Here is a 13,766-nt window from a genome sequence, read left to right as displayed (position 1 = left end):
TGAGATCATTTTCCGCGGAATGCGGAACAGGATCGCGGCGCGGGCTCCCCGAGATCGTCGCGGCGGTTGCTGCGCGGAAGGCACCTGAGATGAACAACATCGATCGTTCCCTGGACATGGCCGCCAACATCAAGGGCGCGTTCGCGGTCGCGATCGTCGACTTCGACAGCGGCATGACCCTGGGGTCGCGCGGGGGAAGCCCCGAGTTCGACCTCGACGTCGCCGCGCCCGGCAACTCCGACGTCGTCCGGACCAAGCTCGAGGTCATGCAGAAGCTGGGGCTGCGCGAGAACATCGAGGACATCCTGATCACCCTCGACACCCAGTACCACCTGATCCGGATCATCCGCGGCACCGACGAGCAGCTGTTCTTCTACCTCGTGCTCAACCGCGCCCAGGCCAACCTGGCGATGGCCCGCCGCGACCTGCGCGTCATCGAGCAGCAGTTCGCGATGACCTCGCCGCAGGCCGGTGCGCCGCAGCAGCAGGGCCAGGCGTTCTTCCCCGCCCAGCAGCGCTGAGGCCCCCGCGACCCACACGACCGATGGGACGTCACCGGCACGCCGTCGCCGTGCGCACCGACGGGCTGGCCGCCGTACTGGGGCCGCTGTTCTTCGACCCGCGGATCCGCTCGGCGGCCCTGCTCGACGTGGACAGCGGGATGGTCCTCGACGTCTGCGGGCCCGACACCGCCGTCGGGCGGACGGGCCGGGGCGTCCCCGCGGCCCACGACCACCGCGACGAGGTCCGCGGCGCGGCGCACGCCGAGCTCGTCCGGATCGCGCTGGCCCTCGCCCCGAACGCGGGCGGGCGGCTCGGGCTCGTCCTGGAGGCGGGCCCGGACCGGCACGTGCTGCGCACCGTCGCCGACCCGCACGGCGGGCGGCTGGCCCTGTCGGTGGTCGTGCGCGGCCCCGACCGGGCCGTGCGGCGGGTCCGCAAGCTGCTGGAGGAGGTCTCCGACGCCGCGCTGACCGCGGGCCCGTCGACGGCGGTCCGCCCCGGCTCGGCGGGCTGGGCGGCCACGCCCGTCACCCCCGCGCCGCCGCCGGCTCACCCGACACCCGCACCGGCACCCATACCGGCATCCCCACCGGTGGTGCGGCCGGACGCCGCCAGAGTGCCCGGCCCGCCCGGGTTCAGCCCGCCGGGTCCGCTGCCGTGGTCGGGACCGGTGCCGCCGTCGGCGCTGCCTGCGGGGCCGCCGCTCCCACCGGGACCGCCGGCTCCGCGCCGGCCGTACCCGCCGTCGCCGACACCAGCAGCTGCCGGGGACCCTGCGCCCGCGTCCCCAGCAGAGCGGTGAGCAGGCGGACGACCCGGATCGTGCGCCACGCCGTGACCGCGGCGAGCACGTCGGCCCAGGCGTGCAGGACGACCCCGTCGGCCAGCGCCTGCGTACCGGTGCGGAACCGCCACACCAGGACGACCGCGCCGAGGACCACGCACGCCGCCCACAGCGCCCACCAGACCAGCAGCTCCCGCGACGGCGACGGCCGCCGTTCCGGCGGCAGGTCCAGTGCGCCGTGCTCGGTCTCGGCCAGCAGCGAACCGGGCGCGACCAGGTTCCAGCCGGGCACCACCCAGCCCGCGACGACCCAGCGGCGGCTCCGCCAGGCGCGCGTCCCCGCGCGGTCCGCGGCGGCCCGGTAGGTCCACAGGCTCCACGAGATCATCAGCACCCCGGCGGCGATCGTCGCCACCACCGAGGACCAGCCGCCGAACCACACCAGCGCGTCGGAGACGCCGACGGCCTCCGGGGACAACGCGTCGGACCGGCTGAACAGCAGCAGCACGTACCGCCACACCTCGGCGACGGCGGCGACTCCCGACACGACGACGACCACCCACAGCACGGGCACGAGCTGCGCGGCCAGCGCGCGGGCCCGGTCGACCGGCCGGAGCGGGCCCTCACCGGGAACCGGCGTGATCCGCCAGGGCCCCACCGGGAGACCCCAGCGCGGGACGGCGCGGTAGCGGGGCGGGCCGGCGTAGCGGTCCCGCCGGGCCGTGGGCTCGGCGGCCGGCCCACCGGGCGTCGTCGCCACCCAGTCCAGGGCGGCCAGGTACCGGCCGCACCACGGGCAGAACGCACCCCCGCCGGGGGGCGCCGTCCGGCCGCAGCGCGGGCACGGCGGGCCCGGCCGTCGGGACGCCGGCGCGGACACGGGTCAGGCGATCCGGGGGGCGCTGCCGTCGTCGGTCACGACCGTGCGGCCCTGGGCGGCCCAGTCCTGCATGCCGCCCTCGACGTTCACCGCCGGGAAGCCCTGCTGGGCCAGGTAGGCGACGACCCGGGCCGACCGGCCACCGGAGCGGCAGACGACGTAGAGCGGGTCGTCGGTGGGGACCTCGCCCATCCGGCCGGCCAGCTCGGACATCGGCAGGTGACGGGCGTGCGGGGCGTGCCCTGCGGTCCACTCGTCGAGCTCGCGGACGTCCAGCATCGGGGCGTCGGCGGGGAGATCGGACACGCTCACGGCGGGAACCGGGTCGGACATGGCGCCATCCTGCCACGCCGCCCCGTCAACCCGCCGTGAGCGGCGCGGGTCAGCGGCCGTCGTCGCGGTAGAGCGACCCGTGCGGGATCGTCACCTCGTTCGGGTCCAGCGGCGGCTGGACGGCCCGGTACCCGCCGGTGGCCTGCGCGGGGCGGTACCCGCCGGTGCCCTGCGGCCCGGGCCTGCGCCCCGTCCCGAACCGGTCCGGACGCCCGTCGGCCCCGACCGCGGGCTGGGTGCCGGTCAGCCCGGTGTTGCCGAACAGCTCGCCGGCCTGGCGGCTGGTCTGCGGCCGCTGCTGTCCCGGGTTCGGCCGGGGCTGCGGACGCGGCTGCGAGCGGTGCCGGCCGGAACCCTCGGCCCCGCGCCGGGGGATCCCGATGAGGTCCTCGGCGGGCACGGCGGTCGGCTTCGGCGCCTCCTTCGGCGCGGTGGTCGCGCGCACCGCACCGGCACCGGTGAGCGAGCGGACCTCCATCTCGGCGTAGCGGGCGGCGTTGAACCGCTCGCGGCCGCCGAGGAAGGTGCCGATGATGCCCAGCGCGAACGACACCGGGATCGACACCAGGCCGGGGTTGGACAGCGGGAAGAACGCGAAGTCCACGTTCGGCACCATCGAGGTCGGGGACCCGGACACCGCCGGGGAGATCACGATGAGGCCCACGCAGACGATCACGCCGCCGTAGATGCTGCACAGCGCGCCGGTCGTGTTGAACCGCTTCCAGAACAGCGAGAACAGGATCGTCGGCAGGTTCGCCGACGCGGCGACGGCGAACGCCAGCGCCACCAGGAAGGCGACGTTCTGGCCGTTGGCGACGATCCCGCCGCCGATCGCGACCAGGCCGATGACCAGCGCGGTCGTGCGGGCGACCTTGACCTCGGCGTCCGGCGTGGCGGTGCCGCGGCGGAGCACGTTGGCGTAGACGTCGTGGGCGAACGAGGCCGACGCGGTGATCGTCAGACCGGCGACGACCGCGAGGATCGTCGCGAACGCCACCGCCGAGATGAGGCCGAGCATGATCTCGCCGCCGAGGGCGTAGGCCAGCAGCGGCGCGGCGTCGTTCTGGTTGGCGCGGGTGATCGTCCCCGGCGGCAGCAGCGCCGTCGCGCCGTAGCCGAGCACCAGCGTGAACAGGTAGAAGATGCCGATCAGCCAGATCGCCCAGACCACCGAGCGCCGGGCCTCCTTGGCCGAGGGCACAGTGTAGAAGCGCATCAGGATGTGCGGCAGACCCGCCGTGCCGAGCACCAGGGCCAGGCCCAGCGAGATGAAGTCGATCTTGTTCGTGTACTGCAGGCCCGGGTTGAGGATCGCCTCGCCGTGCTCGGAGTTCCGGGTGGCCTGCTCCAGCACCGCGGACAGGTTGAACCCGTAGCGGCCGAGCACCCAGGTGGTGAGCACGGCGGCACCGGTGAGCAGCAGACCGGCCTTGATGATCTGCACCCAGGTGGTGCCCTTCATGCCGCCGAACAGCACGTAGACGACCATCAGGCCGCCGACGACGACGATCACCAGCGCCTGCGACAGCTTGTCGGTCTTCGGGATCTGCAGCAGCAGCGAGATCAGCCCGCCGGCCCCGGCCATCTGCGCGATCAGGTAGAAGAGCGAGACGACCAGCGTCGAGGTCGCGGCGGCCGCGCGGACCGGGCGCTGGCGCATCCGGAACGCCAGGACGTCGCCCATCGTGAAGCGGCCGGTGTTGCGCAGCAGCTCCGCGACGAGCAGGAGCGCCATCAGCCAGCCGACGAGGAAGCCGATGGAGTAGAGGAAGCCGTCGTAGCCGTAGAGCGCGATGGCCCCGGCGATGCCGAGGAACGAGGCCGCGGACAGGAAGTCACCGGCGATCGCGGTGCCGTTCTGCGGGCCGGTGAACGCGTGGCCACCGGTGTAGTAGTCGGCACGCGTGGCGTTCGTGCGGCTGACCCGCAGCACGATCATCAGGGTCACGATCACGAACAGCAGGAAGAACCCGAGGTTCGCGGTGACCGAGCCGACCGACTCGGCCTGGGCCAGTACCGACGTGGTCATGCGCGCACCTCCGCCTGCTCGACCCGGGCGCGCAGCTCGGCGGTCGGGCCGTCGATCTCACGCTCGGCGAACCGGACGTACAGGGTCGTGATCAGGAAGGTGGAGACGAACTGGCCGAGGCCGACGAGCAGCCCGACCGTGATCGTCCCGACGACCCGGATGGACATGAACTCGGGGGCGTAGCTGGCGAGACCGACGTACGCGAGATACCAGGCGAGGAAGATCGCGGTCATCGGGAACACGTAGCGCCGGAGACGGCTGCGGTACGCCCGGAACTCGGGACTCGCCTGGACCTGCTGGTAGATCGTGCCGGCCGAGCGCTCTGCGGGGCTGCTCATGGCGCCGGTTCCTTTCGGGTCGTGCTGCGGGGAGCCGGGCCGCGTCGTGGCCGGGGGACCGCGGCGCGCCCCCGGGGGACACACTTCACCCGGAACAACGACGGGGTATCGCATCGGGGAACGTCGTTGCGTGCCGTTACCGACGAAGAACCCCGGTCCGGACGAACCGACCCGTCCGAACGGTGACGCTGTGTAGACCCGTTCGGGGGAGAGCCGTCAGGCCCTGTCGTCCAATCGGTCCCGCATGAGACCCAGTCGTTCGGGTGCGTGCAGGCGCAGGAGCACCTGGCCGGCATCGGCGGGGCGGCGCGCCCGGGTGAACCAGGAGACCAGCGCCATCGTCGCGAACGCCAGCGGCACGCTGACGATCGCCGGCCGGTACAGCAGGACCCCGATCCAGCCGGCCGACGGGCCGAGCCCGGAGACGTCGGCGCCGGCCAGCGCGGCGACGACCGCCCCGGCCGACACCACCCCGCCGACGACGACCCCGGCGATCGCGCCGACGTCGGTCAGCCCACGCCACCAGATGCCCAGCACCAGCAGCGGGCAGAACGTGGACGCGGCGACGGCGAACACGAGCGCGACGGCCTCGGCGAAGTTCAGGCCCGTCGGCACGAGCGCGACGATCGTCGGCGGCACCCCGGCGAGCACCGTCGCCAGCGGGAAGCGCCGGGTCATCCGGCCGTGGCGGGGCAGCACGTCGGTGGACACGACGCTGGCCAGGCTGACCAGCAGGCCCGACGCCGTCGAGAGGAACGCGGCCCACGCCCCCGCCGCGACGAGGCCGCCCACCAGCGCTCCGAGCAGCCCGCTGCCCAGGATCGCGGTCGGGAGCAGCAGCACCGCAGCGTCGGTGCGGCCGGTGACCAGCAGCTGCGGGGTGTAGACCCGCGACAGCACGCCGAGCAGGGTCACCAGCACGTAGAAGCCGCCCAGCATCGCCAGGACGAGCACGGCGCTACGCCGGGCCGCCCGGCCGTCGGAGTTGGTGTAGAAGCGGCCGAGCACGTGCGGCAGGCCCATGGTCCCTAGGAACGTGGCGAGGATCAGCGAGTAGGTCGCGAGGAGCTGGTGCTGCTCGGAGCCGGTGAACGGGCGCAGCCAGCTCTCGTCGTCGGTGGGGGCGCCGCGGGTGACCGGTACCGGGTCGCCCGCCGCGAAGCGCAGCTCGGTCCCGGCGGTGACCTCGTGGGTGGACCCGGCGACCCAGCGCAGCGGGCCGTCGACGGCCTGACCGTCGACGGTGCCGCGGGCGACGACGTCGACGGCCAGCCGCGCCTCCAGCGTCACCGGCGTCGCGACCGAGACGGTCGTGGGCTCGCGGAACTCCGGCGGCTCGTCACGGGCGAAGGTGTGGCCGTCGCCGAGCCACACGGCCAGGCCGATCACGGCGGGCACGGCGAGCGCGGTCAGCTTGAACCAGTACTGGAACGCCTGGACGAACGTCACGGACCGCATCCCGCCGAGCGCGACGGTGGCGACCACGATCACCCCGGCCGCGCCGGAGCCGATCCAGTCGGGCAGACCGGTGACGATGCCGACGGTCAGCCCGGCGCCCTGCAGCTGCGGCAGCAGGTAGAGCCAGCAGATGACGATGACGACGGCCGCGCACACCTTGCGCAGCATCGGCGAGGCGAGCCGGGCGTCGGCGAAGTCGGGGACGGTGTAGGCGCCCGACCGGCGCAGCGGCGCGGCGACGAACAGCAGCAGGAACAGGTAGCCGGCGGTGTAGCCGACGGCGTACCAGAGCGCGTCGACGCCCTGGACGAGGATCAGGCCCGCGATGCCGAGGAACGACGCCGCGGACAGGTACTCGCCGGAGATCGCGCCGGCGTTGAGCCGTGACGGCACCGACCGGGACGCGACGAGGAAGTCCGAGGTCAACCGGGTCCGGTGGGCGACGGAGCCGATCACGGCGGACGCGACCGCCACCAGGACGATCGCGACCAGCGACAGGATCGCGGTCAGGCTCATCGATCGGCCACGTCGTCGGCGAAGTCCTGTTCCGCCGCCTCCGCGGAGGTCACGTACCACCAGCCCAGGCCCAGCAGGAACGGGTAGACGAGCACGCCGAGCAGCAGCCAGGGCAGCCGGATGCCGAGCACCTCGACCTGACCGATCACCGGGACCGCGATGAACAGCGCGGGCAGCACGCCCAGCCCGATCAGCGCGACGACGCTGACCCGCAGCGCGAGCAGCAGCTGGGTGCGGACCAGGGAGTTGCGCAGCAGGGTGCCGACGGCGCCGGGGTCCTGCACGTCGGACAGCCCGCGCGAGGACTGCGCGGTCGAGCGGCGTTCGGAGAGCACGACGCGGACGCGTCCGGCGCCGGGCCCCTCGCCGTCGGCGTCGTCGAGCTCCTCGACGGCGGCGGGCGGGTCGGTCGGCTCCGCGGAGAACGGGCGCGGGCGGGCCCCGGTGTAGGGCGCGGCGGCGGCCGGGGCGAACGGCTCCGGCCCGGGCTCGACCGAGGGCTCGGGAGCCGGGGCGACGACGTCGACCTCGGGGGCGCGCCAGATGACCTCGGTGCGTTCGAGGGGGCCGCCGCGCAGCTCGTCGAGCTCCTCGTCGAGCTCGTCCTCGTCGGGGAGGTCGTCGTCCAGCTCGTCGTCGGCACGGTCGGCGGCGGCGTCCTCGACGCCGAAGCGGTCGTCGGAGTCCGCGGGGCGGTACGGCATCGGTGCGACGGGGCCGCGCCGTCCCGCCGCGGACCAGCGGGTGGGGACCGGACGGGTCTCGGGGGACTCCTCGGGACGCGGCCGGTCGGCCGGTGCGACGACGGTCGTGTCCCCGGTCCCGGTACGGGCCCGGATCCCGGTGCCGTCCGTGCCGTGGGTGTCGGCCGTGTCCGGGCCGCGGGCCGTGTCGGCGCCGGTCGTGCTGTCCGTGGCGTCGGCCGTGCCGGTCGCGCCCGCGGTCCCGGGGGCGCCGGTCGTGTCGGTGGTGCCCGCCAGGAGCGCGCTGCGGTCGGGGGACCAGGTGTTCGACCACGACGTCGCGCCCGGGACGCGTTGGGGCAGGCCGGAGCCGCCGCTCGAGGGGGGCCACTGCTTCCCGCTGTCGGCGACGCCCGGTGCCGGGGTCACGCCCGGGGCGGACGGCCAGCCGTCGCCGGGGCGCACACCCTCCGGGGCGTAGGGGTCCGGCACGAGGTTCGTGCGGGTCCGGGCCGGGCGGGAGCGGGTGGGGTGGACGGGCCGGGCGTAGGTCTCGCGCGCGTCGGGGTCGTCGGAGTCGCGGGCATCCGGGTCGCGGAGGTCGGGGGTGCGGACGCCGTCGTGCGGGGCGTTGTCCCGCGGAGCGTCGTCCCGCGGGGTGCCGTCGTGCCGGGCGTCGTCGTGCGGGCGGGGGGCGGCCGGGGCGGCGGGCGACGGCGCGGCGGCCGCAGCGGTTCCGGCCGGGTTCGCGACGCCACGGGCGGCCGCACCGCGGGGCGGGTCGGTGTGGTCGACATCGGGGGCCGGAGCGTCGTGGTGGTCGGGCTGCCCGCCGTCCCGCGGCCGCGTCCCGGCCGGGTCGACGCGGGCGTGACGGCCGGTCCCCCCGGCCCGGTCCGCGACGCGACGGGCGATCTCGGCCTGGAGCCAGCCGGCGCCGCTGTCGTCGGCGGGTTCCTCGACCGCGCGGCGGGCCCGGCGGGCGGCGCGGCCCCCGGTCGCTGCGGTCGCGTCCCGGTCACCGACGGCCCGGTCGCCGGAGCCCGGGTCGCCGGGCCCCTGGGTGCCCGGTCCCTGGCTACCCGGTCCCTGGCTACCCGGTCCCTGGCTGCCCGGTCCCTGGGTGCCGGGCGCCCGGGTGCCGGTATCCGGGCGGCCGTGGACGCGGTTGCCGGGGGCGGAAGCGGAGGCGGTGTCACCGGGCGCGGCGCTGTCGGGCGTCGGGCCGCCGGGGACGGGGCCAATGGCGGGTGCGGGCGCGGCGGGTGCGGGCGCAGCCGGAGCAGCACCGGCAGCGCGCGCGACGGCCCCCTCGGGCCCCGGTCCGGCGGTCGGTCCCGGACCGGCGGTCGATTCCGGACCGGCGGTCGATTCCGGACCGGCGGTCGATTCCAGGCGGGGGGTCGGTTCCGGGCGGGGGGTCGGTTCCGGGCGGGGGGTCGGTTCCGGGCGGGGGGTCGGTTCCGGGCGGGGGGTCGGTTCCGGGCGGGGGGTCGGACGGGGGCCGGGGCTCGGCACGGAACCGCCACCGGCGCGGTCGGACCCGGACCGCTCGGGGCCGGACGCACCGGCGACCGGCCGGGCCGGGCCGGGCCGGCCGGAGGAGGCCCCCGGAGCAGAATGGTCGGACGGGGCGCCACCGGCGTCCGGCCGATCCGGCGCGGGCCCACGGTCGTCAGGCACACCGGACCCCGGCACCGGGCCGTGCGGCAGCGCGGCGGACGGGGCGGCGGACCCGGGCGCGCCGTAGCCACCGGCCGGCCGCGGGTGCGGACCGGACGCGAACGAGCCACGCGGCTGGGTCGGGATGGCGTTCCCGGACGGCTCCGGCGCGAGGGCGACGCGGCGGTTGCGGTGCTCGAGCGCCGGGTTCCAGGCGTCGAGACCGGCGACGGCGCCGTCGGGGTACGGGCGCGACCGTACGGGGTCCGGACGCTCCTCGGGCGCGGCGGAGCCCTGGTCCGCGCGGGACCCGGCGACCGTCGCGTCGGGCTCGGTGCCGGGCCGGTCGGACCCGTCGAGATCGTCCGCGGCCCGGTCGGACTGCGGACGCACCGACGGCGAGACGCCGCCGGTGGACCTGCTCACCTCTGGCTCCACGCCTGCTTGGTCGCGCGGACGAGGCGGTCCTTCAGTTCACGGGTGTGCCGACGGCTGACCGGCAGCTCAGCGGTCTCCGGGCCGGATCCGATGCGCACGACGTAGCCGGACCCGGCCAGCCGCAGCTCGGTGACCAGCGGCAGCGCCACCAGGAACGAGCGGTGGATGCGCACGAAGCCGGCGTCGCGCCAGCGGTCCTCGAGCACCGACAGCGGGATCCGGACGAGGTGGCTGCCCTCGGTGGTGTGCAGCCGGGCGTAGTCGCCCTGCGCCTCGACGTAGCGCACGGCGGACCGCGGTACCAGCTTCGTGGTGCCGGCCAGCTCGACGGGGATGACCTCGTCGTCGCCGCCGGTCTCCTCGCGCACGGTCTCGACCGGCCCGCTGCGCCGGGTCGACAGGATCCGGTCGAGTGCGGCGGAGAGGCGCTCGGTGCGCAGCGGCTTGAGGAGGTAGTCGATGGCACCGACGTCGTAGGCGTCGACCGCGCGGTCGTCGTGCGCGGTGACGAAGACGATCGCCGGCTGCACGGCCATGTTCTGCAGCACCCGGGCCAGCTCCAGGCCGTCGAGACCGGGCATGCGGATGTCGAGGAACACGGCGTCGATGTCGGTCTGCTCGGCGACGTCCGCGCCGCCCCCCGCTCCGGGTCCGGCGGCCGCCCCGGCCCGGCGGCCGTTCAGGATGCGCAGGGCCTCGGTGGACTCGCCGGCCTTGAGGACCGTCGCGACGCGCGGGTCCTCGTCGAGCAGGTAGGCCATCTCCTCGAGCGCGGGCTGCTCGTCGTCCACCGCGAGAACGACCAGTCCGCGAGTGGTGTCGTTGCTGTCCACGATCTCCTCATCCTGCTTCCGGGCCTGCGCCGGGAAGCCCATCCGCTCGATGATCGCCCGGCGCCGCGACCATGGTGACGTGCCGACGCGCGTGATGCCAGGGCACGAACCGGATCGGTGACCGTCCGGACACGGGGTGCAGCTCGGCCGTGGTACGCACGGTCACCGGTGTCACAGCCCGTAACGGGCCCACGCCGCCCGCGTCTCGAGGGCGGAGAGCAGCTCGTGCCCGGCCCCGGCGATACCGCCGGAGAGGCCGGCCTGGGCCGCGGACCCGCCCGCGCCGAGGCGGGCGAGCAGCGGCCTGCGCTGCTCCACCGGGCGCTGCTCGGCGTCGGGGAAGCGTTCGGTCAGGACGTCGTGGGCGCTGCCGATGCCGTCCACCAGGCCCAGCTCGCGGGCCCGCTCGCCCAGCCACACCTCGCCGTCGAACAGCTCGGTGCCGGTCGCGAGCCGGTCGCCGCGCCGCTCGCGCACCCATCCGGTGAACCGGTCGTGCAGCTGTTCCTGCAGGCCGGTGAGCCAGGCGACGTCCTCGGACCGCTCAGGAAGGAACGGGTCCAGCCTCGACTTCGACCCGCCCGCGGTGTGCAGCCGCCGGGAGACGCCCCACCGCTCGATCAGGCCGTCGAGCCCGAACCCGGCGCTGATCACGCCGATCGAGCCGACGATCGAGGTGGAGCAGGCGTAGATCTCGTCGGCGGCGCAGGCCAGCCAGTAGCCACCGGACGCGGCGACGTCCTCGCAGAACGCGAGCACCGGCACGTCCTTCTCCGCCGCCAGCGAGCGGATGCGGTCCCCGATCAGCTGGGACTGGGTCGGCGAGCCGCCCGGGGAGTTGATCACCAGTGCGACGGCGGCGAGCCGCTCGGGCGCGAACGCCCGTTCCAGCACCTTCTCCATCGAGGAGATGCTCAGCACCTGGCGCGGTACCGGCGCGGCCTGGGCGCTGATGACGCCCTGCATCCGCACGACCGACACCACCGGAGGGCCGACCGACTCACCCAGCCTGCCGGGCAGACGGGAGCTCACCGCCGCGGGAATACGCAGGACGTCCATGCCGTCCCACCGTACGCGCGAGCACAGGGTGACGTGGTGTGACCGGATCGGCACAGCTCGCGACCACCCAGGTCACCCGTACGGCCCATCGGATCGCCGGAGGGTCCCACGGATGCCCGCCGGTCAGGCCCGGATGCCCGCCCGGAACTTCGGCACCCGCAGCGTGATCTTCATACCGGCGCCGATGTTGGTGTCGACGACGAGGCCGAAGTTGTCGCCGAAGGCCGAGCGCATGCGGTCGTCGACGTTGCCGAGGCCGACGTGCGCGCCGGAGAGGTGGGCGTCGTCGAGGTCCTCGTTGAGCCGGGCCGGGTCCATGCCGACGCCGTCGTCCTCGACGACGATCACGCACTCCGACCCGGCGTTCTCCGCCCGGATGGTGACGGTGCCGCCGTTGGGCTTGCCGGACAACCCGTGCCGGACCGCGTTCTCCACCAGCGGCTGCAGCGCGAGGAAGGGCAGGACGACGTTCTGCACCTCCTGGTCGATCTGGAGCTTGATGTTGAGCCGGTTCCCGAAGCGGGCCTTCTCCAGCCGGACGTAGCGCTCGATGTTGTTCAGCTCGTCGAGCAGCGTCGTGTACTCACCGGCCGAGCGGAACGAGTACCGGGTGAAGTCGGCGAACTCGATGAGCAGCTCACGGGCCCGCGCCGGGTCGGTGCGGATGAACGAGGCGATCGTGGTGAGCGCGTTGTAGACGAAGTGCGGCGAGATCTGGGCGCGCAGGGCGCGGACCTCGGCGCGGTTGAGCCGGGCCCGGGAGTCGTCGAGCTCGGCGAGCTCCAGCTGGCTGGACACGTAGCGCGCGACCTCGCCGGTGGCCCGCAGCACCGGGGGTCCCGCCGTCGACGGGGTGAGCGCGGCGAGCGTGCCGATGATGTTGCCGTCGCTCTCCAGCGGGACGACGACGATCCCCCGCACCTCACAGCCGGGCTGGTTGCACTTGATGGAGGTGTGGCTCATCAGCTCCATCCGGCCGGTCCGGACGACCGTGTCGGCGAGCGTCTGCACGTCCTGCTGGTGCTGGTCGGCGGTGCCGTCCCAGCCCAGGACCGTCCCGCGGGAGTCGGTCATCGCCATCGCCGTGGTCTCCAGCAGCTGGCGCAGGTACGGCAGCGCCTGCGACGCCGAGCGCGACGACAGCCCCTCGCGCAGCACCGGCGCGGCCAGCGCGACCGTGTGCAGCGCGGAGAACGTGGCCTTGGCCAGCGGCGAGACCATCGTGTTGCGCCGGTTGCGCTGCCACAGGAAGAAGAACACCGCGACCACGCCGACGACGACCGCCACCACGAGCAGCAGCGCCATGGACGGGGTGAGCGTGGTGGATCCGTCCACGACTGCGAGCACCCCCGTTCCCGCGCCCGCCACTAGCGCACCAACCGGGACAGGCGGCGGTCGGCGAGCGGTTTCCCCCCGGTCTGGCAGGTCGGACAGTACTGGAACGATCTCTCCGCGAACGACACCTCGCGCACGGTGTCGCCGCAGACCGGGCAGGGCAGCCCGGTGCGGGCGTGCACCCGCAGCCCGGAGCGCTTCTCCCCCTTGAGCTCGGCGGCGCCCTGGCCGACCGAGCGGGCCACCGCGTCGGACAGCACGGCGTGCAGCGACTCGAACAGGGTGTCCCGGGCGGCGGCGTCGAGCCGGGACGCGGTGGCGTAGGGCGACAGGCGCGCGGTGTGCAGGATCTCGTCGGAGTAGGCGTTGCCGATGCCGGCGAGCGTGGACTGGTCGGCCAGCAGCGTCTTGAGCCTGCGGTTGTCGCCGTCGAGCAGCTCGTCGAGACCGGCCCGGCCCAGCTCCAGTGCGTCCGGCCCCAGCTTCGCGATGCCCGGGACCTGCGCCGGGTCGTCCACCAGGTAGACGGCGAGCCGCTTCTGGGTGCCCTGCTCGGTGAGGTCGAAGCCCGGCCCGCCGACCTGGTCGAGGTGCACCCGCAGCTGCAACGGGCCGCGGCCCGGCTTGGGCGGGGTGACGCCCGCGGTGGTGTGCCAGCGCAGCCAGCCGGCCCGGGACAGGTGCGTGACCAGGTGCAGCGGGCCGGTGTCGGGGCGGTCGTCGAAGTCGACCGACAGGAACTTCCCGAACCGTGACGCCCCGGTCACCACCCGGCCCACCAGCGCCGACACCGGCGGGTCGAACGTCTTCAGCGCGCTCATCGAGGCCAGGTCCACCCGGGCCACCGGGCGGTACACGGCGTGCTCACGCAGGTGGTGGGCCAGGGCCTCCACCTCGGGCAGTTCGGGCACCGC

Annotated in this window: 10 protein-coding genes and 1 pseudogene; 1 reads left to right on the top strand and 10 read right to left on the bottom strand. The window is 74.8% G+C overall.

Going from position 1 to position 13,766, the window contains the following annotated elements; translation table 11 throughout:
- The first annotated feature begins 89 nt into the window (after positions 1 to 89).
- On the top strand, positions 90 to 521 hold the full coding sequence (locus DMP17_RS27265) for a hypothetical protein (RefSeq protein WP_226354526.1): 432 nt from the start codon (positions 90 to 92) through the stop codon (positions 519 to 521).
- Between the two features lie 618 nt (positions 522 to 1,139).
- On the opposite strand, the gene DMP17_RS27260 is transcribed toward DMP17_RS27265, so the two are convergent.
- The 10 genes and pseudogenes from DMP17_RS27260 to DMP17_RS27215 all read right to left on the bottom strand — a co-directional run bounded on the left by DMP17_RS27260 (position 1,140) and on the right by DMP17_RS27215 (position 13,763).
- Entirely contained in the window at positions 1,140 to 2,168 is a 1,029-nt protein-coding gene (locus DMP17_RS27260) for a DUF4328 domain-containing protein (RefSeq protein ID WP_337830990.1), read from the bottom strand.
- Between the two features lie 3 nt (positions 2,169 to 2,171).
- Complete coding sequence (locus DMP17_RS27255) at positions 2,172 to 2,501, bottom strand: rhodanese-like domain-containing protein (RefSeq protein ID WP_062399145.1); 330 nt, start codon at positions 2,499 to 2,501, stop codon at positions 2,172 to 2,174.
- A gap of 436 nt (positions 2,502 to 2,937) precedes the next feature.
- Positions 2,938 to 4,530 (bottom strand): annotated as a pseudogene (locus DMP17_RS27250) (solute symporter family protein); the annotation flags it as partial.
- A complete protein-coding gene (locus tag DMP17_RS27245) occupies positions 4,527 to 4,868 on the bottom strand; it encodes a DUF485 domain-containing protein (protein ID WP_062399142.1) in 342 nt (113 codons plus the stop codon). The gene DMP17_RS27245 and the pseudogene DMP17_RS27250, both read right to left, overlap by 4 nt.
- 216 nt (positions 4,869 to 5,084) lie before the next feature.
- Complete coding sequence (locus DMP17_RS27240; RefSeq protein WP_226354523.1) at positions 5,085 to 6,842, bottom strand: sodium/solute symporter; 1,758 nt, start codon at positions 6,840 to 6,842, stop codon at positions 5,085 to 5,087.
- Complete coding sequence (locus DMP17_RS27235) at positions 6,839 to 9,613, bottom strand: hypothetical protein (protein WP_337830989.1); 2,775 nt, start codon at positions 9,611 to 9,613, stop codon at positions 6,839 to 6,841. The genes DMP17_RS27240 and DMP17_RS27235 overlap by 4 nt, the downstream gene beginning before the upstream one ends.
- Positions 9,610 to 10,458, bottom strand: a complete 849-nt coding sequence (locus DMP17_RS27230) for a LytR/AlgR family response regulator transcription factor (RefSeq protein ID WP_374228799.1) — start codon at positions 10,456 to 10,458, stop codon at positions 9,610 to 9,612. The genes DMP17_RS27235 and DMP17_RS27230 overlap by 4 nt, the downstream gene beginning before the upstream one ends.
- A 171-nt stretch (positions 10,459 to 10,629) precedes the next feature.
- A complete protein-coding gene (locus tag DMP17_RS27225; protein WP_337830988.1) occupies positions 10,630 to 11,517 on the bottom strand; it encodes a S49 family peptidase in 888 nt (295 codons plus the stop codon).
- A 123-nt stretch (positions 11,518 to 11,640) separates the two neighbouring features.
- The gene (locus DMP17_RS27220) at positions 11,641 to 12,852 is read right to left on the bottom strand and encodes a sensor histidine kinase (RefSeq protein WP_224401013.1); all 1,212 of its coding nucleotides are present in this window, start codon (positions 12,850 to 12,852) and stop codon (positions 11,641 to 11,643) included.
- A 32-nt stretch (positions 12,853 to 12,884) separates the two neighbouring features.
- Positions 12,885 to 13,763: a DNA-formamidopyrimidine glycosylase family protein gene (locus tag DMP17_RS27215; RefSeq protein ID WP_062399136.1), complete on the bottom strand. Its 879-nt coding sequence runs from the start codon at positions 13,761 to 13,763 to the stop codon at positions 12,885 to 12,887.
- Positions 13,764 to 13,766: the final 3 nt, after the last annotated feature.

This window comes from Pseudonocardia sp. TMWB2A, from assembly GCF_017312135.1.
The sequence above is the reverse complement of the archived record's forward strand: the minus strand, read 5'-3'. Positions and strand labels throughout refer to the sequence as shown.